21 protein-coding genes, 1 tRNA gene and 1 other RNA gene are annotated in these 19,477 nt (G+C 64.8%); 14 read left to right on the plus strand and 9 right to left on the minus strand.

Annotated features, from left to right (window positions below; all coding sequences use genetic code 11):
• Position 1: 1 nt before the first annotated feature.
• Positions 2-1,684: a M28 family metallopeptidase gene (locus VFG17_RS14375; protein WP_325030070.1), complete on the minus strand. Its 1,683-nt coding sequence runs from the start codon at positions 1,682-1,684 to the stop codon at positions 2-4.
• A 150-nt stretch (positions 1,685-1,834) separates the two neighbouring features.
• Between VFG17_RS14375 and VFG17_RS14380 the strand changes: the two genes are divergently transcribed.
• Positions 1,835-3,796, plus strand: coding sequence for a S9 family peptidase (locus tag VFG17_RS14380; protein WP_325030071.1), 1,962 nt, complete (start codon positions 1,835-1,837; stop codon positions 3,794-3,796).
• 57 nt (positions 3,797-3,853) lie between these two features.
• On the opposite strand, the gene rpsD is transcribed toward VFG17_RS14380, so the two are convergent.
• Positions 3,854-4,465 (minus strand): 30S ribosomal protein S4, encoded by a 612-nt coding sequence (gene rpsD, locus VFG17_RS14385; RefSeq protein ID WP_037557879.1) that lies wholly within the window; start codon positions 4,463-4,465, stop codon positions 3,854-3,856.
• A 201-nt stretch (positions 4,466-4,666) separates the two neighbouring features.
• On the opposite strand from rpsD, the gene VFG17_RS14390 reads away from it, so the two are divergent.
• Positions 4,667-4,981: a chorismate mutase gene (locus tag VFG17_RS14390; protein WP_325030072.1), complete on the plus strand. Its 315-nt coding sequence runs from the start codon at positions 4,667-4,669 to the stop codon at positions 4,979-4,981.
• 43 nt (positions 4,982-5,024) lie between these two features.
• Here the strand turns inward: VFG17_RS14390 and VFG17_RS14395 are convergent, their stop codons facing one another.
• The 5 genes from VFG17_RS14395 to rpiB are packed head-to-tail and all read right to left on the minus strand — an operon-like array spanning position 5,025 to position 8,201.
• Positions 5,025-5,753, minus strand: a complete 729-nt coding sequence (locus tag VFG17_RS14395) for an RNA methyltransferase (protein WP_325030073.1) — start codon at positions 5,751-5,753, stop codon at positions 5,025-5,027.
• On the minus strand, positions 5,750-6,217 hold the full coding sequence (gene nrdR / locus VFG17_RS14400) for a transcriptional regulator NrdR (RefSeq protein ID WP_037557889.1): 468 nt from the start codon (positions 6,215-6,217) through the stop codon (positions 5,750-5,752). Before nrdR ends, VFG17_RS14395 begins: the two co-directional genes overlap by 4 nt.
• Positions 6,218-6,220: 3 nt before the next feature.
• A complete protein-coding gene (locus VFG17_RS14405; RefSeq protein WP_325030074.1) occupies positions 6,221-6,439 on the minus strand; it encodes a hypothetical protein in 219 nt (72 codons plus the stop codon).
• 5 nt (positions 6,440-6,444) lie between these two features.
• A complete protein-coding gene (glyA, locus tag VFG17_RS14410; protein ID WP_325030075.1) occupies positions 6,445-7,752 on the minus strand; it encodes a serine hydroxymethyltransferase in 1,308 nt (435 codons plus the stop codon).
• Positions 7,749-8,201, minus strand: coding sequence for a ribose 5-phosphate isomerase B (rpiB, locus tag VFG17_RS14415; protein ID WP_325030076.1), 453 nt, complete (start codon positions 8,199-8,201; stop codon positions 7,749-7,751). Before rpiB ends, glyA begins: the two co-directional genes overlap by 4 nt.
• Positions 8,202-8,313: 112 nt before the next feature.
• On the opposite strand from rpiB, the gene VFG17_RS14420 reads away from it, so the two are divergent.
• Positions 8,314-8,478: a hypothetical protein gene (locus tag VFG17_RS14420; RefSeq protein ID WP_325030077.1), complete on the plus strand. Its 165-nt coding sequence runs from the start codon at positions 8,314-8,316 to the stop codon at positions 8,476-8,478.
• A 142-nt stretch (positions 8,479-8,620) separates the two neighbouring features.
• On the opposite strand, the gene VFG17_RS14425 is transcribed toward VFG17_RS14420, so the two are convergent.
• Positions 8,621-9,277, minus strand: a complete 657-nt coding sequence (locus VFG17_RS14425) for an alpha/beta hydrolase (protein ID WP_037510410.1) — start codon at positions 9,275-9,277, stop codon at positions 8,621-8,623.
• 140 nt (positions 9,278-9,417) lie between these two features.
• Between VFG17_RS14425 and VFG17_RS14430 the strand changes: the two genes are divergently transcribed.
• From VFG17_RS14430 to ffs, 3 genes are all read left to right on the plus strand, one after another.
• Entirely contained in the window at positions 9,418-10,500 is a 1,083-nt protein-coding gene (locus tag VFG17_RS14430) for a cysteine desulfurase family protein (protein WP_325030078.1), read from the plus strand.
• The gene (locus VFG17_RS14435) at positions 10,497-10,835 is read left to right on the plus strand and encodes a 2Fe-2S iron-sulfur cluster-binding protein (RefSeq protein ID WP_325030730.1); all 339 of its coding nucleotides are present in this window, start codon (positions 10,497-10,499) and stop codon (positions 10,833-10,835) included. The genes VFG17_RS14430 and VFG17_RS14435 overlap by 4 nt, the downstream gene beginning before the upstream one ends.
• A 141-nt stretch (positions 10,836-10,976) precedes the next feature.
• Positions 10,977-11,074, plus strand: an RNA gene (gene ffs / locus VFG17_RS14440) — signal recognition particle sRNA small type.
• Here the strand turns inward: ffs and VFG17_RS14445 are convergent.
• Positions 11,073-11,537, minus strand: a complete 465-nt coding sequence (locus tag VFG17_RS14445) for a hypothetical protein (protein WP_325030079.1) — start codon at positions 11,535-11,537, stop codon at positions 11,073-11,075. The two genes, ffs and VFG17_RS14445, sit on opposite strands and share 2 nt — an antisense overlap.
• A gap of 42 nt (positions 11,538-11,579) precedes the next feature.
• Here VFG17_RS14445 and VFG17_RS14450 point away from each other — a divergent pair, with 42 nt between their 5' ends.
• From VFG17_RS14450 to VFG17_RS14485, 8 genes are all read left to right on the plus strand, one after another.
• The gene (locus tag VFG17_RS14450; RefSeq protein ID WP_414712957.1) at positions 11,580-13,283 is read left to right on the plus strand and encodes a DNA polymerase III subunit gamma/tau; all 1,704 of its coding nucleotides are present in this window, start codon (positions 11,580-11,582) and stop codon (positions 13,281-13,283) included.
• Positions 13,280-13,615 (plus strand): YbaB/EbfC family nucleoid-associated protein, encoded by a 336-nt coding sequence (locus VFG17_RS14455; RefSeq protein WP_062181825.1) that lies wholly within the window; start codon positions 13,280-13,282, stop codon positions 13,613-13,615. The genes VFG17_RS14450 and VFG17_RS14455 overlap by 4 nt, the downstream gene beginning before the upstream one ends.
• 138 nt (positions 13,616-13,753) lie before the next feature.
• A complete protein-coding gene (gene lon, locus VFG17_RS14460) occupies positions 13,754-16,150 on the plus strand; it encodes an endopeptidase La (RefSeq protein ID WP_325030080.1) in 2,397 nt (798 codons plus the stop codon).
• Between the two features lie 168 nt (positions 16,151-16,318).
• Positions 16,319-16,591, plus strand: coding sequence for an HU family DNA-binding protein (locus VFG17_RS14465; protein WP_037510426.1), 273 nt, complete (start codon positions 16,319-16,321; stop codon positions 16,589-16,591).
• 162 nt (positions 16,592-16,753) lie between these two features.
• Positions 16,754-16,828, plus strand: a tRNA-Val gene (locus VFG17_RS14470).
• Between the two features lie 86 nt (positions 16,829-16,914).
• Positions 16,915-17,223 carry a hypothetical protein gene (locus VFG17_RS14475; RefSeq protein WP_325030081.1) on the plus strand — a complete coding sequence of 103 codons (309 nt, stop codon included), beginning with the start codon at positions 16,915-16,917 and terminating at the stop codon, positions 17,221-17,223.
• A gap of 117 nt (positions 17,224-17,340) precedes the next feature.
• Positions 17,341-18,003 carry a response regulator transcription factor gene (locus VFG17_RS14480; protein ID WP_037557905.1) on the plus strand — a complete coding sequence of 221 codons (663 nt, stop codon included), beginning with the start codon at positions 17,341-17,343 and terminating at the stop codon, positions 18,001-18,003.
• A 105-nt stretch (positions 18,004-18,108) separates the two neighbouring features.
• Positions 18,109-19,413 carry a sensor histidine kinase gene (locus VFG17_RS14485; RefSeq protein ID WP_414712966.1) on the plus strand — a complete coding sequence of 435 codons (1,305 nt, stop codon included), beginning with the start codon at positions 18,109-18,111 and terminating at the stop codon, positions 19,411-19,413.
• Positions 19,414-19,477: the final 64 nt, after the last annotated feature.

A 19,477-nucleotide genomic window follows, 5' to 3' on the forward strand; every position in this document is an offset into this window, starting at 1 on the left:
CTTATTTGCCGGCGCGCGACTTGTCGCGGGCGGCGCGGAATTCGTCGCCCTCGACCCAGTTCGGCCACGCGTCGGTCATCGCCAGCATGCGGCCCGCGGCATAATAGAGGCGCAGGTCCGACATCATACCGTCCCAGTTGGTGATCGCCTCATATTCGTCGCCCGGCGCGTGATAGCGGTTCTTTTCATAGTCTTCGGCGGCTTTCTTGCCGGCGTCGACCCCGCCTTCGACCAGATCGTCGCCGCTGCCGAAATTGAACATCGGCACGCCGAGCTTCGCGAAGCTGAAATGGTCCGAACGGTAATAAAAGCCCTTTTCGGGGGTCGGTTCGGCCTTGACGGTGCGGTCCGCCATCTTGGCGAGCTTTTCGACATAGGCGTCGAGTTCGGACTTGCCGGCACCGACGACGACGATGTCCTTCGCCGGGCCGCTGGCGTTGAGTGCGTCCATATTCACGCCGCCGACCGTCTGCGCGAGCGGGAAGATCGGGTTTTCGGCATAATATTTCGAGCCGAGCAGGCCCGATTCCTCGGCGGTCACGGCGAGGAAGACGATGCTGCGGTCGGGCGCGCCGGCCTTGTTGAAGGCCTGCGCCAGCGTCACGAGGCCCGCGATGCCGCTCGCATTGTCGACCGCGCCGTTGCAGATGTCGTCGCCGTCGACCGGCGTGCAGCGGCCGAGGTGATCCCAGTGGCCGGTGTAGAGGACATATTCGTCGGGGCGCTTGGCGCCCGGCAGAACGCCGATGACGTTGCGCGACATCTTCTTCGAAATCTCGTTATCGAAGCTGAAATTCGCCTTCACGCCGGTCAGCGCGACGGGCTTGAAACCCTTCTTTTTGGCGGCTTCGCGCAGCGCGTCGAAATCCTGTCCCGCGCTCGCGAACAATTCCTTCGCCTTGGGAAGCTGGATCCAGCCGTTGGCGACGGTCTGGTCGGCGCCGCCGTTCTTGCTGTCGGCCAGATATTGCGTGCCGGTGTTGCTCGATTCGACGACGTTCCAGCCATAGGCTGCGGGTTCGGTGTCGTGGACGATCAGTACCGCGGCGGCGCCCTGCCGCGCGGCTTCCTCATATTTGTACGACCAGCGGCCGTAATAGGTCATCGCGCGGCCGTTGAATTCGCCCTTGGCTTCCTTGGTCTGCCAGTCGGGGTCGTTGACGAGGACGACGACGGTCTTCCCCTTCACATCGAGCCCGGCATAATCGTTCCAGCCCTTTTCGGGGGCGTTGATGCCGTAACCGACGAAGACGACGTCGCTGTCCTTGACCGCGGTCTTCGGCTGCACGCGATAGCTGAACGCGACATAATCCTTCGCATATTGCGCGGTGACCGGCGTTTTGCCGCCGGTGAAGCTCAGCGGCGTCGCATTTTTCGCGGTGATCTCGACCAGCGGCACATCCTGCGTCCACTTGCCATTGTTCCCGGGCTTCAGCCCCGCTTCCTCATATTTCTTGATGATATAGGCGACGGTCTTTTCCTCGCCCGCGGTGCCCGGCGCGCGGCCCTCATAGGCGTCCGACGACAATTCCTTGGTCACTTCCTGAAGCGTCGCGAGCGACAGTTCGGGGATTTCGACATCGGGAATGGCGTCTGCGGAAGTGGCCGTTTTGTCCGACGCGTTGCACGCGGCAACGGTCAGGAGAACCGCAAGGGCTGCGGTCGATCGGGGGAAGCGAAGCATGGAAATTCCTCGGTTTTTCGTATTCGACCGCGGGCTTGTGCCAGCCCCGTGCCGGGGGCGCAAGCGCCGCTTGTGGCACTTTCGGCGCTTGGAAAAGCGAATGCGGGCTTTTAGGGAAGCAAAAGGGGACCGGATAACAGGGGGATGGATATGCGGGGGCGCTGGCTATATTTGCTGGGTTTGGGGATTGCTGCGGGGGCAGCGCAGGCGCAGGAGAATGATCTGGAGCGCCGCTTCGGCACGCTCGATGGCGTCACACAGGTCAGCCTGTCGCCCGATGGGCAACGCCTCGCTTTCTTGGCGCCGAACAAGGGGCTGGCGAACGATCTGTTCGTCGTCGATATTGCCGACGGGGCTTCTCCACGCCGTATCGTGCGGGCGAGCGGCGATCCCGAAATACTGCAATGGTGCAGATGGGCGACCGACGCGCGCCTCGTCTGTCAGATCGGCGGCCGGGAAAAGGTGGGCGAGTTCATCTATGGCTTTTCGTCCTTGCTGGGTGTCGATGCGGCGGGCGGCAACGTCAAGTCGTTGAGCGTCCGGCGAGGCGAGAATGCGCTGGGGATCGATTTTCGCGGCGGCAGCGTTATCGACTGGCAGCCCGGTCCACCCGACAGCGTGTTGATGATGCGCAGCCATGTTCCCGAGGCGAACCGCCGGATGGCTTCGCTGATCGCCAAGGACGAGGAGGGGATGGGGGTCGACCTGGTCAATGTCGTCGAAGGGTCGGTGAAAATCGTCGAGAAACCTAGGCGCGACACCATCGAATATATAACCGACGGCAAAGGCAAGGTGCGCATCATGGGCACCCAGCCGATGGAAGGGCGGACCGACAACCTTAGCCGCATCGTGCGCTACCTCTACAAACCCGCGGATGGGGGTGACTGGCGGCAATTGTCGTCGCTCGACACCCTGTCGCGTGAGGGATTCGAGCCGTGGACGGTCGATGCCGCGACCGATCGCGCGATCGGCTTCGGCAAGATCGACGGGCGCCTCGCCGTCATGGCGGTGAAGCTCGACGGGACGGGGAAGGGGGAAACGCTCTATCGCCATCCCGAAGTCGATGTCGACGGGCTGGTGCGCGTAGGCCGCGACCAGCGTGTCGTGGGCGCGACCTATGCCACCGACCGCCGCCAGATGGTAACGACCGACCCCAAGGTCGCGGCGATGGCGAACTCGCTGTCCCGCGCCCTCGGTGGACGCCAAGTCTATTTCATCGATGCGTCGGCCGATGAATCGCAGTGGCTGCTGTGGGCCGGGTCGGACGTCGATCCGGGGCGCTATTATCGGTATACGCCGGCGGCGAAGCGGCTTCGCCCGCTCCTTGAGGATCGGCCCCTGCTGTCGGCATTGACGCTCTCGCCGGTCAAGGCGATCCGCTATCCCGCGGCCGACGGCACGATGATCCCCGGTTATCTCACGCTTCCGCCGGGGCGGAGCGATGCCAAGGGCCTTCCGGCGATCGTGATGCCGCATGGCGGGCCGTCTTCGCGCGACGAATGGGGATTCGACTGGCTCGCGCAATATTTCGCCCAAGCGGGTTTTGCGGTCGTGCAGCCCAATTATCGCGGCTCGTCGGGCTATGGCGATCAATGGTATCAGAACAACGGTTTCCAGTCGTGGAAGGTCGCGATCGGCGACGTGAACGACGCGGGCCGCTGGATATTGGCGCAAGGGGCCGATCCCGCCAAATTGTCGATCGTCGGTTGGTCCTATGGCGGCTATGCCGCGTTGCAGTCGGGCGTCGTCGCGCCCGACCTGTTCCGCGCCATCGTCGCGATCGCGCCGGTGACCGACCTCCGCAGGCTGAAGACCGAAAGTGCCCGCTATACGAGCGGCGCGATCATTCGCGATTTTATCGGTTCGGGTCCGCATATCCGTGAGGGATCGCCGGCGCAAAATGCCGACCGCATCGCGGCGCCGGTGCTGATGTTCCACGGCACGCTGGACCAGAATGTCGATATCGATCAGGCGCGGATCATGCGCGGGGCGCTGACCTCTGCAGGAAAGAAGGTCGAGCTGGTCGAATATCCCGGCCTCGCGCATAGCCTGAGCGACAGCGAGACGCGCGCCGCGATGCTGGCGCAGATTACCGGGTTTCTGCCGCACTAAACGAAAAAGGGGCGGTCCGTTCCCGGACCGCCCCAGCAATTTCGCAATCGAACCGGATCAGCGCGAATAGAATTCGACGACGAGGTTCGGTTCCATCTTCACCGGATAGGGCACTTCGTCGAGCGTCGGAACGCGGACGAAGGTTGCCTTGGTGCCGTCGATGGCGAGATATTCGGGCAGGTCGCGCTCGGGCAGGCTCTGCGCTTCGGCGACCAGCGCCATTTCCTGCGCCTTCTTGCCGAGGGTGACTTCGTCGCCCGGCTTCACGAGGCGGCTCGCGATGTTGCACTTCACGCCATTCACATAGACGTGGCCGTGGCTGACGAGCTGGCGGGCCGAGAAGATCGTCGGGGTGAACTTCGAACGATAGACGACCGCGTCGAGGCGGCGTTCGAGCAGGCCGATCAGGTTCTGGCCGGTGTCGCCCTTCATGCGCGACGCTTCGAAATAATTCTTCTTGAACTGCTTTTCGGTGATGTCGCCGTAATAGCCCTTCAGCTTCTGCTTCGCGCGAAGCTGGATGCCGAAGTCCGACATCTTGCCCTTGCGGCGCTGGCCGTGCTGGCCGGGGCCATATTCGCGGCGGTTGACCGGGCTCTTCGGGCGACCCCAGATGTTTTCGCCCATCCGGCGGTCGAGTTTATACTTGGCGCTCTGGCGCTTCGACATTGTCGTCTCCAATATGCTGTGTGCCGAAGGATTTCGGCTCGTTCCCGGGTCGCACCATATGGAAGATTTCCATATGCGACCGCCGCTTCACCGGGGTGCGGGGTCCATTGCGAAGGCGCGCGGTTAGACGGGGAGGGCGGCAAAGTCAAGCATCAAGCCCGCCGCTCGACAGCGGCGAAAAAGCCGCTAAAGGCAGCGCGCATGACGTCCGCCAAACTTCCCGAACAATGCGAAACGATGACCGAGGTCCGTACCGGGGTCGATCAGGTCGACCGCGAGCTGGTCGCGCTGCTCGTCCGCCGTTTCGGCTATATGGATGCCGCCGCGCGCATCAAGACCGACCGCGGCACCGTTCGCGACGAAGCGCGCAAGGCCGAGGTGCTCGACAATGTCGCGCGCGCGGCCGAAGCCGTCGGACTGGAGCCCGAGCGGCTGCGCGCGGTGTGGAACGAGCTGGTCGAACAGTCGATCGCTTATGAAGCGGTCCGGTGGGATCGGCTGCGCGCCGATCACTGATCTTCAGTCTGCCGGCCGTCTAAGAAGCACGGCGGCCATATAATCATCGCGGCCGTGGCGTCCTGCCGAGCGCCGTAATAATGCCGTGCATCATGCGGACGTCGTTATAGGACCAGCCCGTCTTGGTCAGTGCGGTGCGCAGCGTACGCAGCGTCATTTCGCGCCGTTCGGGCGGGAAGAAATAGCCGCTCCTGTCGAGGTCGCGCTCCAGGTGCTGGATGAATTCTTCGAGCACGCCATGCTCCGCCGGCGGATCGAGCGGGACTTCGGGAGGGCTCGCCAGTGCCACGCCTTTCGACCATTCATAGGCGAGCAAGATCACCGCTTGCGCAAGGTTCAGTGAAGCGAATTCGGGGTTGATCGGCACGGTGACGATCTTGTGCGCCAGCGTGACGTCGTCGGTTTCGAGCCCCGACCGTTCGGGGCCGAAAACATAAGCCGAGCGCCCCGCGCTGGCATGGACCTCACGCGCCGCCACTTCGGGAGTGAGAACGGGTTTGGTCACGCCGCGCTTGCGCACCGTGGTGGCATAGATGGTCGTGCAATCGGCGACGGCGTCGGCGAGCGTATCGAAGACCTGCGCGCCGGATAGCACAGTATCAGCACCCGACGCCGCCGGGCCGGCATCGGGATTGGGCCAGCCGTCGCGCGGCGCGACGAGGCGCAGTTCGGTGAGCCCGAAATTGAGCATCGCGCGCGCCGCCTTGCCGATATTTTCACCGAGCTGCGGACGGACGAGGACGATGACGGGAGGCGGTGCGGCCGCGGTCATTTGATCGGCCGCGCCGCCTCTGTGATCGTCGAGGCGAATTCCTCGAAATCCTTGGCTTCGGTGAAATCGCGATAGACGCTGGCGAAGCGGATATAGGCGACATTGTCGAAGCCCTTGAGCGCCTCCATCACCATCGCGCCGATTTGTTGCGCCTGCACTTCGCTTTCGCCCGAGGTTTCGAGCTGGCGCTGGATACCCGACACAAGCCGTTCGATGCGCGCGCCGTCGATCGGCCGCTTGCGGCACGCGATCTGAACGCTGCGCATCAATTTCTCGCGATCGAAGGGCTCGCGCGTTCCGCCGGTCTTGAGCACCGCGACCTCGCGGAGCTGAATGCGTTCGAAGGTCGTGAAGCGCGCCCCGCAATCCTCGCACTGGCGGCGGCGGCGGATTGCCGCACCGTCCTCGGTCGGACGGCTGTCCTTCACCTGGCTGTCTTCATGTCCGCAATAGGGGCAGCGCATGGGTTAGCGCTTCACCCGGCTGTAAAGCGCGATTGCAGCGCCCGCGAAGAGGCCGACGGGCCACGACACGACGGGCAGCACCGCGCCGATGACCGCACCGACCGCGCCGCCGGTCAGGACGGGACGCGTCGAGGGATGGTTCATCCCCTGCTTGCCCATCGCCTTGACCTCTTCGATCGAGAGCTCGATCAACGTCGGTTCCTCGGGGTGCTGGCGCGCCATCGCCCTTATCCCTGATAGATGGGGAAGCGTTCGCAAAGCGCGCGGACGCGGCCGCGGACGTCAGCTTCGACGTCGGCGTCGCCATGTTCGCCCTTGTCGCGCAGCGCTTCGAGCACGTCGGCGACCATGTCGCCGATTTCCTCGAACTCGGCGATGCCGAAGCCGCGCGTCGTCCCCGCGGGCGATCCGACGCGGATGCCGCTGGTCTTGACCGGCGGCAGCGGGTCGAAGGGGACGCCATTCTTGTTGCAGGTGATCGCGCTGCGCTCGAGCGCCTCGTCGGCGTCGCGGCCGGTGATGCCGAGCGGACGCAGGTCGATCAGCGCGAGGTGCGTGTCGGTGCCGCCCGCGACGACATCGGCGCCGCGCGCCTTCAGCCGGTTCGCGAGCGCCTGCGCATTGGCGATGGTCGCTTTGGCGTAATGTTTGAACTCGGGACGCAGCGCTTCGCCGAACGCCACCGCTTTCGCGGCGATGACGTGCATCAGCGGGCCGCCCTGCAGCCCCGGGAAGACCGCCGAATTGATGCGCTTGGCGATCGCTTCGTCATTGGTCAGAATCATGCCGCCGCGCGGGCCGCGCAGCGTCTTGTGCGTCGTCGTGGTGACGACATGCGCATGCTCCATCGGCGACGGGTGCGCGCCGCCGGCGACGAGGCCTGCGAAATGCGCCATATCTACCATCAGCAGCGCGCCGACATCGTCGGCGATGGCGCGGAAGCGCGCGAAGTCGAGCGTGCGCGGATAGGCCGAGCCGCCCGCGATGATCAGCGACGGGCGATGCTCCTTGGCGAGCGCCTCGACCTGGTCGAAATCGACGAGATGGTCCTCGGGACGCACGCCATATTGCACGGCATTATACCATTTGCCCGACATGGCGGGCGGCGCGCCGTGCGTCAGGTGGCCGCCGGCGTCGAGGCTCATGCCCATGATCGTCGCGCCGGGCTTGGTCAGTGCGAGCATCACCGCTCCGTTCGCCTGCGCGCCCGAATGCGGCTGGACGTTGACGAAGCCCGCGTCGAACAGCTGCTTGGCGCGATCGATCGCGAGCGTCTCGACCTCGTCCGACGGCGCGCAGCCCTGATAATAACGGCGGCCCGGATAGCCCTCGGCATATTTGTTGGTGAAGACGCTGCCCTGCGCTTCGAGCACCGCCTTCGAAACGATATTCTCCGACGCGATCAGTTCGATCTGATATTGTTCGCGTTCGAGCTCATGCTTCATCGCCGCCGCGACTGCGGGGTCGACGATGCCGACGCCGTCGGTGAAATAGCCGGCCGATTTGATGGGCTTGGCGAGCGTGTCTGTGGTCATCGGCTGGTCTCCAGTTGCGGCGGATTCGAAAGCTTGTCGACGCGGCGTGCGTGGCGGTCGCCGGCGAATTCTGTGGAAAGGAAGGCGTCGAGGCACGCCTTGGCCATGTCGATGCCGGTCAGGCGCGCGCCCATCGCGACGACGTTCGCGTCATTATGCTCGCGCGCGAGTTTCGCCGACAGCGGCTCGGACACGAGTGCGCAGCGCGCGGCGGGGTTGCGGTTGACCGAAATCGAGATGCCGATGCCCGATCCGCAGAGCGCGACACCGCGTGTCGCGCGGCCTTCGGCGATCGCTTCGCCGAGCCGATAGCCATAGTCGGGATAATCGACGCTTTCGGGGCCGTTCGTGCCGAGATCCTCGACCTCATGCCCCTGTTCGCGCAACCAGTCGGCAAGCGCGGCTTTGAGCTCGTAAGCGGCGTGGTCGGAGGCGATGGCGATGCGCATGATGCGGCTCCCGCGGGGTCTAAGGGAATCGATGAGCGCGCTTTAGGCCAAGCCGCGCGGATTGGCCATAAGCGAGGTGGCAAATTTGTGACGGCGCCGATAAAGCCGGCCCATGTCCGACACGATCATGTCCATCCTGATGCTGACCGGCGCGCTGCTCACCGGGGGTGCGATCTTCGTCTTCCGTAAGGGCGACCGCCGCCGCGCGCTGCTGATGCTGGTCGCCGCGCTGGTGATGTTCGCCAATGTCGCGATCTGGCTGGTACCGGTGAAATAAAAACCCTCCCTGCCGCGAAGCGGTGGGGAGGGGAACCGCCGCGAAGCGGTGGTGGAGGGGCGGAAACGTCGCGCCATAGGCCCCTCCGTCAGCGTTTCGCGCTGCCACCTCCCCATGCCTTCGGCACAGGGAGGATCGGCAATCAGCGGATCGGCGAATCGGGCGCGAGCCGCATATCCAGATAATTATCGAGCGACTTCATCAGCTGATCGAGCTCATGCTCGAAGAAATGGTTCGCGCGCGGGATTTCGTCGTGATGGATCGTGATGCCCTTTTGCGTGCGCAGCTTGTCGACCAGCTTCTGCACCGCGCTCGGCGGCACGATCTCGTCCTGCCCGCCCGCGACAATGATGCCCGACGAGGGGCAGGGCGCGAGGAAGCTGAAGTCGTACATGTTCGCGGGCGGCGCGACCGACAGGAAGCCGCGGATTTCGGGGCGGCGCATCAAAAGCTGCATACCGATCCACGCGCCGAAGCTGAAGCCCGCGATCCACGTCGTCTGCGCCTCGGGATGGATCGACTGGACCCAGTCGAGCGCCGACGCGGCATCGGAGAGCTCGCCGATGCCGTTGTCGAACGTGCCCTGGCTGCGGCCGACGCCGCGGAAGTTGAAGCGCAGCACCGCGAAACCGCGCGCGACGAAGCTCTTGTACATCGCCTGCGTGATGCGGTCGTTCATCGTGCCGCCGCCCTGCGGATGCGGATGGAGGATCAGCGCGACGGGCGCGCGCGGGCGCGGCGGGGGCGAGAAACGGCCTTCGATGCGGCCCTCGGGGCCGGGGAAAATGACGTCGGGCATGGGCGCACCTTCTATATGTCTTGGGCTTGCCAGTGATTCGCCGAGGGGCGGGGTGGCGGAGCGGGATTGGCGCCTATATAGAAAATAGGTCTCAACATGCAAATTTTGCGAATCGTTCGCAATAAGGACTTTCTCGCCGGATGATTTACCTCGATTATCAAGCCACTACGCCGCTCGCTCCCGAAGCGCGCGAGGCGATGCTGCGCTGGCTGGGAGAGGATGACGGTTTCGCCAATCCGTCGAGCACGCACAAGGCCGGGCGCGCTGCCGCCGCGGCGGTCGAAGTCGCGCGCGACCAGGTCGCGGCGCTGCTGCCGAAGGGTGGGCGGCTGTTCTTCACCTCGGGCGCTACCGAGGCATTGAATTGGGCGCTGCTGCGCGGCGCCGATGCGATGCCGGGCGGCGTCGCGGGGCTGAGCATCGAACATGCCGCCTCGCTGCAATGCCTCGAAAGGCTGAATGCGACGATCCTCCCGGTCGACGGCGAAGGGCTGGCTTTGCCGCCCGATGACACACTGATCCCGGAGAGTGGCATCGTCGCGGCGATGCTCGTGAACAACGAGGTCGGCACGGTTCAGCCGGTCGCCGACTTCGCCGCTGCGGCGCATGCGAAGAACAGCCTGATGCTCTGCGACGCGGTGCAGGGCTATGGCCGCGTCGCGATCCCCGACGGCCCCGACCTGATCGCGATCTCGGCGCACAAGATCCACGGGCCCAAGGGCATCGGCGCGCTGTGGGTGAAGGACGGCGTCGACCTGCCGCCGTTGATGTTCGGCGGCGCGCAGGAGCAGGGGATGCGCTCGGGCACCGTCTCGCCCGCACTCTGCGCCGGGTTCGGCGCCGCGGCGGCGCTCGCCGCCGAGCGTTTCGACAAGGACGCCGAGCATGTCGAGAACCTCTGGTCGCTCGCGCGCGACATGCTTCCCGAATGGACGCTCAACGGCGCCGAAACCCCGCGCTATCACGGCAATCTCAACGTCCGGCGCGAAGGCGTAAACGGTCTGCGCCTGATGTCCGACGCGCGCGACGTCGCCTTCTCGCTCGGCAGCGCGTGCGGCAGCGGCTCGGGCAAGGTCAGCCATGTCCTCCGCGCGATGGGCGTCAGCGAGGCGGATGCCCGCGCGTCGATCCGTCTTGGCTGGGGGCGCTATACGAGCGAGCGGGAATTGCGCGATGGCCTCACCGCCATCAAGGACGCGGCGCGCTTGCAGGGCGTCAACTGATGCGCGTCACCTTCATCCACGCCGACGGCAAGGCGCGCACCGAGGCGGAGGCCGAACCCGGTTCGATCCTGCTCGACGTCGCGCAGGCGCATCTGATGCCGCTCGAAGGCACCTGCGAGGGGCAAATGGCCTGCTCGACCTGCCATGTGATTGTGGCGAAGGACGATTTCGACCGCCTGCCGCCCGCGAGCGAGATGGAGGAAGATATGCTCGACCTCGCCGCCGGGGTGCGCCGCACCAGCCGTCTGTCGTGCCAGATCGTGCTGACCGACGATCTCGACGGGCTGACGGTGCATATCCCCGCTGAAAGCCGCAATATGCAAGGACCGCGCTAGCCCGTTTTCGTCATCCCGGCGAAGGCCGGGATCTCGCTGAGGCGTCAAGGCGCGAGGTCGAGATTCCGGCCTTCGCCGGGATGACGAAGTGGAGGGTTGGGACCACCGCTTGCATTTTCCTGCGCGCGCGGCCATATGCGCCGCGGAAGTCGGGCGGACGTGGTCTTCGCCAACCCGGTCAGGTCCGGAAGGAAGCAGCCGCAACGAATTCGCCGCGGGTCGTTCCGGCTTCCACCCTCACCATGTGTCGAACGAATGGGCACTCCCGTTCTTGCGTCGGTATTCGGGGCGAATGCGCCGGACTGAACGGAGGCGCGCATGGGGTAGGCGGGTTGCGAACTTGCCGAGCTCGAAAGCCGCTTCGGTATCGCCCAACCGCGCGGCTCGGCCTAACCAGTGACGATAACCCTTAAGATCATTCGCCGCGAAACAGTTCATTGCCATATGCTGGGCCGCATTGGCATTGCCGCTACGCCAAGCTCTACGATACCAGTAGGTCGAGGAGGCGGGGTGGTTGCCGCGCATCTTTTCGACCGCGAAATCGCATGCGAACGATACTTGCCCGTGGCCGTGATTTCGGACCGCCAGCGCACGGAAAACCGGCTGGCAAAAACCGGGTGCCAGCCCAGCCTGAATGTGCAGCGCGCGATCGTAAAGCCGATCGAGTTTGTCCTGATCGCGAAACATCGGCGGAAAGTGCATCTTGCTTTCGACAAAGGCAAGTCGTCCCCCTAAGACAGGGCCATGGACGATTCCGCCGACGACGAGACCCCGATGCTGGGAATGGATTTGCCCGAGACGGTGCCGCAGGCATCGAGCGGTCCATACCGCGTCCTTGCCCGCAAATATCGCCCACAGACCTTCGCCGAGCTGATCGGGCAGGACGCGATGGTGAAGACGCTGGGCAACGCGATCGCGCGCGACCGGCTGGCGCATGCGTTCCTGATGACCGGCGTGCGCGGGGTCGGCAAGACGTCGACCGCGCGACTGATCGCCAAGGCTTTGAACTGCATCGGTCCCGACGGGCAGGGCGGGCCGACGATCGATCCGTGCGGCGTGTGCGAACCGTGCCGGGCGATTACCGAAGGCCGCCATATCGACGTGATCGAAATGGACGCCGCGTCGAACACCGGCGTCGACGACGTGCGCGAGATTATCGAGGCGGTGCGCTATGCCGCGGTGTCGGCGCGTTACAAGATCTACATCATCGACGAAGTGCATATGTTGTCGCGTAACGCGTTCAACGCACTGCTGAAAACGCTCGAAGAGCCGCCGCCGCACGTCAAATTCCTGTTCGCGACCACCGAAGTCAACAAGGTGCCGGTGACGGTGCTTTCTCGCTGCCAGCGCTTCGACCTTCGCCGCATCACCCCCGACATGCTGTTCGCGCATTTCAGCGCGATTTTGCAGAAGGAAGGTGTCGAGGCCGAGGCGCCGGCGATCTGGCTGATCGCCAACGCCGCCGAAGGCTCGGTGCGCGACGGCCTCTCGATCCTCGACCAGGCGATCGCGCATGCCGATCTCGATGGCGGGGGGAAGATCAGCGCCGATCAGGTGCGCGTGATGCTCGGCCTGTCCGATCGCACTTCCATCGCGCAATTGATGGCGACGATCCTCGACGGCGATGCGGGCGGCGCGATCGACCTCGCCCGCGCGCAATATGCGCTCGGCATCGAACCTGTCGCGATGGTGCGCGGGTTGATGGACCTGACGCACGCGATCACGCTGGCAAAGGTCTCGCGCCACGACGATCCCGCGCTTGCGGCATCGGACCGCGAACGCATCGGCGACTGGGCGCAAAAGCTCGGTTTCGCGCCGCTCAACCGCCTCTGGCAGCTATTGCTCAAGGGGCATGAGGAAGTGCTGCGCGCGAACAATCCGCTCGAACATCTCGAAATGCTGTTGCTGCGCGTGATCTACGCCGCGTCGATGCCCGATCCGGGCGAGCTTGCGAAATTGCTCGAAAAGGGCGGTGTGCCGGCGACACCGATGGTCGCACCCGCGGCGCCAGCGGCGCAAGGTGAGACCGCGACAGCATCGCCCACAGAAGCGCCCGCGGCCGAAGCGCCGGCCTCGGCGCTGACGATCGCACAAATCCACCAGCTTCTCGAAAGCTCGGGTAATCATCAGCTTGCGCGGCAGGTTTATGACGATCTCAAGCTTATTCAGCTCGAACCCGGGCTGCTCGTCTTTGCGCCGGTCCCCGCGCTCGACGGCGATTTCGCGCGGCGGCTCGGCGAGGCGCTGCTCAGCCACACTGGCAGCCGCTGGCAGGTGCGCGCGGGCGAAGGCGAGGCGCGGCCGAGCTTGGGGCAGGTGCGGCAGGCGAAGCTCGACGACAATGGCGCGCGAATCCGCGAATTGCCCGTCGTAAAGGCCGCCTTGGCGGCTTTTCCTGACGCGAGGCTTGTCGAGGACGACGACAATCGCCATAGGTCGAACCCATGAAATCGATCGAAGAAATGATGAAGGCGGCGCAGGAAGCAGCGGCCACCGTGCAGGCGCAGATGCAGGAGGCGCAGGCGAAGCTCGACAGCGTCGAGGTCGAAGGCGTGTCGGGCGGAGGCCTCGTGAAAATCACCGCGACCGCCAAGGGCCGGATCAAGGCGATCCACATCGACGACAGCCTGATGGTGCCCTCGGACAAGCAGATGCTCGAAGATTTGCTCGCCGCCGCGTTCAACGACGCGCGCGAAAAGGCCGACGCCGCGAGCAACGAGGAAATGGGCAAGATGACGAGCGGGCTGCCGCTTCCTCCGGGTTTCAAGCTGCCGTTCTGAGCCGCCCCCCCAAATCCCTCTGGGGCCGCGCTGTTCAGCGCAGCGACATTGAATGCGTGCGAAGTTACGCCATATTAGCGACGAACCACCTATAAGAAGGGCGGTGCGCCCGGTCGCGGCGCCCGCCCAGGAGCCGTAATGACGCAATCTTATCCCCTTCTTCCGCTGCGTGACATCGTCGTTTTCCCGCACATGATCGTGCCGCTGTTCGTCGGCCGCGACCGCTCGGTCGCCGCGCTCGAAGCCGCGATGGAAAGCGACAAGGAAATCTTCCTCGTCGCGCAGCTCGATCCGGGCGAGGACGATCCGCAGCGCGACGATCTCTACGACGTCGGCGTGATCGCGACCGTGCTTCAACTGCTCAAGCTGCCCGACGGCACCGTCCGCGTGCTCGTCGAAGGCAAGGAGCGCGCGAAGCTGCTGTCGCTCGCCGACGAAGACAAGGCGGTGATGGCGAGCGTCAAGCCGATCGGCGACACGATCGACGACAGCGTCGATACCGCGGCGCTGATGCGTTCGGTCGTCGACCAGTTCGAAAATTACGCCAAGCTCAACAAGAAGATGCCCGCCGAAACCGCGGTGCAGCTTTCGCAGATCGAGGACGCCTCGCGCCTCGCCGATTCGGTCGCGGGCAACCTCAACATCAAGGTTTCGGACAAGCAGGCCTTGCTCGTCGAGGATGCGCCGTCGAAGCGGCTCGAAATGGTCTTCGCCTTCATGGAGGGCGAGCTGGGCGTGCTGCAGGTCGAAAAGAAGATCCGCGGCCGCGTGAAGCGCCAGATGGAAAAGAGCCAGCGCGAATATTATCTCAACGAACAGTTGAAGGCGATCCAGCGCGAACTCGGCAACGACAATGGCGAGGGCGGCGACGACCTCGCCGAGCTGCAGCTCAAGATCGACAGCCTCAAAATGTCGAAGGAAGCCAAGGCGAAGGCGCAGGCGGAGCTCAAGAAGCTGCGCGCGATGGCGCCGATGTCGGCCGAGGCGACCGTCGTTCGCAACTATCTCGACACGCTGATCGGCCTGCCTTGGGGCAAGAAGTCGAAGCTCAAGAAAGATATCGCGAAGGCGCAGGCCGTCCTCGACGACGACCATTATGCGCTCGAAAAGGTCAAGGACCGGATCGTCGAATATCTCGCGGTGCAGGCGCGGACCAACAAGCTGAAGGGGCCGATCCTGTGCCTCGTCGGCCCTCCGGGCGTCGGCAAGACTTCGCTCGGCCGTTCGATCGCGAAGGCGACGGGCCGTGAATTCGTGCGCCAGTCGCTGGGCGGCGTGCGTGACGAGGCCGAAATCCGCGGCCACCGTCGTACTTACATCGGCTCGCTGCCGGGCAAAATCGTGACCAACCTCAAAAAGGCCGGCGCGATGAACCCGCTGTTCCTGCTCGACGAGATCGACAAGCTCGGCCAGGATTTCCGCGGCGATCCCGCGTCGGCGCTGCTCGAAGTGCTCGACCCCGAACAGAATGCGAAGTTCCAGGACCATTATCTGGAAATCGACGTCGACCTCAGCGACGTGATGTTCGTGACCACCGCCAACTCGCTCAACCTGCCGCAGCCGTTGCTCGACCGCATGGAGATCATCCGGCTCGAAGGCTATACCGAGGACGAGAAGGTCGAGATTGCGAAGCTCCACCTGATCGCGAAGCAGGTCGAGGCGCACGGGCTGAAGGATGGCGAGTTCGAGCTGACCGAAGAGGGCCTCCGCGATCTCATCCGCTATTACACCCGCGAAGCCGGCGTCCGCACGCTCGAACGCGAGATCGCGCGGCTTGCGCGCAAGGCGCTGCGCCGCATTCTCGAAGGCAAGGCGACAAGCGTCACCGTCACGCCGGAGAATCTTTCCGAATTCGCGGGCGTGCGCAAGTTTCGCCACGGCATGGGCGATCTGGAAGATCAGGTCGGCGCCGTCACGGGGCTGGCCTGGACCGAGGTCGGCGGCGAATTGCTGACGATCGAGGCGGTCACCGCGTCGGGCAAGGGCCAGGTGCGCACCACCGGCAAGCTCGGCGAAGTGATGACCGAATCGGTGCAGGCGGCGCTGTCGTTCGTGAAGGCGCGCGCGCCGGCCTATGGCATCAAGCCGAGCCTGTTCGCGCGCAAGGACATCCATATCCACCTGCCCGAAGGCGCGGTGCCGAAGGATGGTCCGTCGGCGGGCGTCGGCATGGTCACCGCGATGATTTCGACGCTGACCGGGATCGCGGTGCGCCGCGACGTCGCGATGACGGGCGAAGTCACGCTGCGCGGGCGCGTGCTCGCGATCGGCGGCCTCAAGGAAAAGCTGCTCGCGGCCCTGCGCGGCGGCATCAAGACGGTGCTGATCCCCGAGGAAAATGAAAAGGACCTCGTTGAAATCCCGGCGAATATCACGAGCGGGCTCAAGATCATCCCGGTCAATCACGTCGATCAGGTGCTGGCCGAAGCGCTGGTGTCGCCGGTCGTGCCGATCGAATGGACCGAGGCCGACGAGCTTGCCGCGTCGCCGCCGGTGCCGCCGGGAAGCGACCCCGAATCGGCGATTCGGCACTGAGGCACCGCCGCTTGATGGCGTTTCACCCCAAATTCGTCGCAAAATCGACGTTTTGGAACGTTTTTCGCCCTTTTTTGCTTTGACAAGACAGGGGCAAACATCGTTAGTGGCGCGCCATGGCTTCGGGCCATGAGAATCATTCAACCATAATGCAGGGGTTCCTTAGGCATGAACAAACAAGACCTGATCGCCGCCGTCGCTGACTCGAGCGGCCTGACCAAGGGTGATGCCAGCAAGGCCGTGGAAGCTGTCTTCGACGCGATCACCGGTTCGCTGAAGAAGGGCGGCGAAGTCCGTCTCGTCGGCTTCGGCACCTTCGCGGTCAGCAAGCGCAAGGCATCGACCGGCCGCAACCCGCGCACCGGTGAAACGATGACCATCGCGGCGTCGAACCAGCCGAAGTTCAAGGCCGGCAAGGCCCTCAAGGACGCCGTCAACTAAGTTGGCCCGCGCCTTTTGGTAAAAACATCTCGGGCCGTGGCGCAAGCTGCGGCCCGATTTGCGTTTGCAGGCGAATTTTCGGGCAAATGGGCGTTGCATTCACCGCGTCAGCGGCTATGGACGTCCGGCTTTCGGACGCCGGACCTCGGTCCGCACCGGGACGGGCGCGTAGCTCAGCGGTAGAGCACACCCTTCACACGGGTGGGGTCACAGGTTCAATCCCTGTCGCGCCCACCATGGCTTTGAGCCATGGCTGGAACCCAAACCGCGGCTGACCCGCCCATTCATCGCCTATTCAATGCTTTCGCGTTAGAGAAACGGCCATGACCCGCACCTTGACCCTTTCGCTGATCTCCGCCCTGCTGCTGTCGGCAGGCGCCCCTGCGGTCGCGCGCGGCGATCGCGACCAGGACAATCTGCGTCAGGCGGCCGCGCAGGGGCAGGTGATCCCGCTCAACAAGCTGGTCGCCGACATTCGTTCGCGCCCGCCCTACGCCGACATGACCTATCTTGGCGGGCCGCAGTTCGATGCCGGACGGATGCTCTACAAGCTGAAGTTCATGGACGGCAGCCAGGTCGTCGTCGTCTATGTCGATGCCCGCTCCGGCCGGATCGTCGGCCGTAAACCCTGATCATTCCACAAAGCCGCCCGTTTCGTCGCAACGAGATTTTGCGATGGACGTTCGGACTTGATACACAGTCGAAACATGCGGCCGCCCGGTGCGGTTTCGCAAAGGAAAGGCGCCTGAATGCGGATTTTGATTGTCGAGGATGAACCCACGCTGGGCCCGCAGCTCAAGGCGACGCTCGAGGGGGCGGGCTATGCCGTCGACCTCGCGACCGATGGCGAGGACGGGCATTTCCTCGGCTCGACCGAAACCTATGACGCGGCGATTCTCGATCTCGGCCTGCCCGAAATCGACGGGCTGACCGTGCTCGACCGCTGGCGCCGCGAAAAGCGCAATTTTCCGGTGCTCGTGCTGACCGCACGCGACAGCTGGTCGGACAAGGTTGCGGGGCTCGATGCCGGCGCCGACGACTATCTCGCCAAGCCCTTCCAGACCGAGGAGCTGATCGCCCGCCTGCGCGCGCTGATCCGCCGCGCGTCGGGCAATGCGTCGAGCGAGCTGATCGCGGGCGACGTGCGCCTCGACACGCGCTCGGGCCGCGTCACGCTCGCCGGCGAGCCGGTGAAGCTGACCGCGCAGGAATATAAATTGCTGTCCTATCTGCTCCATCACAAGGGCAAGGTCGTGTCGCGCACTGAGCTGATCGAGCATATTTATGATCAGGATTTCGACCGCGATTCGAACACGATCGAGGTGTTCGTCACGCGCATCCGCAAAAAGCTGGGTGCCGACATCATCACGACGATCCGCGGGCTCGGCTATCAACTCGACGATCCGCAATAAGCGATGTCGACGGCCGACGTCGCCCCGGCGGTCGAAACCGACCCGGACGCGGCAATCAAGCCCCTAGTCGTATCGAGCCGCATGACCGGCTCGCTGGCGCGGCGCATGATCGCGATCGCCGCCCTGTGGATTTCGGTGCTGCTGATCGGTGGCGGCTTCGCGCTCGATCAGGTGCTGAAGAGTGCGATCACGCGCAATTTCGATTCGGGCCTCGAATATGTGCTGATCGCGATGATCCGCTCGTCGGAGATCGGCCCCGATGGCGAGGTGCGGCTGGTCGAACCGCTCGGCGACCAGCGTTTCCTCGAACCATACAGCGGCCTCTATTGGCAGATCAGCGGGGGCGGACAGGAGCCCTACCGCTCGCGCTCGCTGTGGGAGCGCACGTTGAAGGCGCCGACGCCGCATGTCGACAATCAGATCCACACCTATGACAGCATCCAGTTCCCCGACGAGGAATTGCGCGTGCTCGAACGCAACGTCATCCTGCCGGGAAGCCGGACCAATTGGCGGTACCAGATCGCGCAGTCGCGCGAGGCGCTCGATGCGCAGGTCAGCGCGGTGCGGCAGACGCTGGTCCCCAGCCTTGTGCTGCTCGGACTCGGGCTCATCATCCTCGCGGCGCTCCAGACCTTCTATGGCCTGTGGCCGCTGCGCCATATCCGCCGCGCGATTGCGGCGATGCGCGGCGGACAGAACCGCCGCGTCACCGCGCCGCTGCCGCTCGAAGTGCAGCCGATGGTTGACGAGCTCAACGCGCTGCTCGCGCATAACGAGAAACAGGCCGAAGAAGCGCGGCTCCACGCCGGAAACCTCGCGCATGCGTTGAAAACCCCGCTCACCGTGCTCGTCAACAGCGCGACCAGCTCGGATAGCGAGCTGGCCGAAACGGTGCGGCGCGAGGCGGCGACGATGCAGCGGCAGGTCGACCATCATCTCGCCCGCGCCCGCGCCGTCGGGCGCCGCGGCGCCGCGCAGGCGCGCGCGACGGTGTGGGACAGCGTCGGCAGCGTGTCGCGCGCGGTCGCCGCGCTCTACCCCGACGTGCGGCTCGATGCCGCGGGCGACAAGGGCGTCGTCGCGCGCGTCGAGCGGCAGGACCTCGACGAACTCATCGGCAACCTGCTCGAAAATGCCGCCAAATATGGCGGCGGCAGCGTCTTCGTCACGATCGGGCGCGACGGCAATATGGCCGAGATATTGATTGAGGACGACGGCGCCGGCATCTCGCCCGCCGACCGGCTGCGCATCTTCGACCGCGGCGTGCGGCTCGACAGCGGCAAGCCCGGGACGGGACTGGGCCTCGCGATCGTGCGCGACGTCGCGGAGATTTACGGCGGCAATATCACGCTCGAAGAGAGCGAGGATCTGGGCGGCCTGCTCGTGCGGCTGCGCCTGCCGGCGGGGTAGGAGGCGAGGAAACCGTCGCCCCCGCGAAGGCGGGGGCCGCTGTCGGTCTACTCAACGCCGCCGG

Origin of the sequence: Sphingopyxis sp., from assembly GCF_035686825.1 — a bacterium.
Taxonomy (GTDB): Bacteria; Pseudomonadota; Alphaproteobacteria; order Sphingomonadales; family Sphingomonadaceae; genus Sphingopyxis.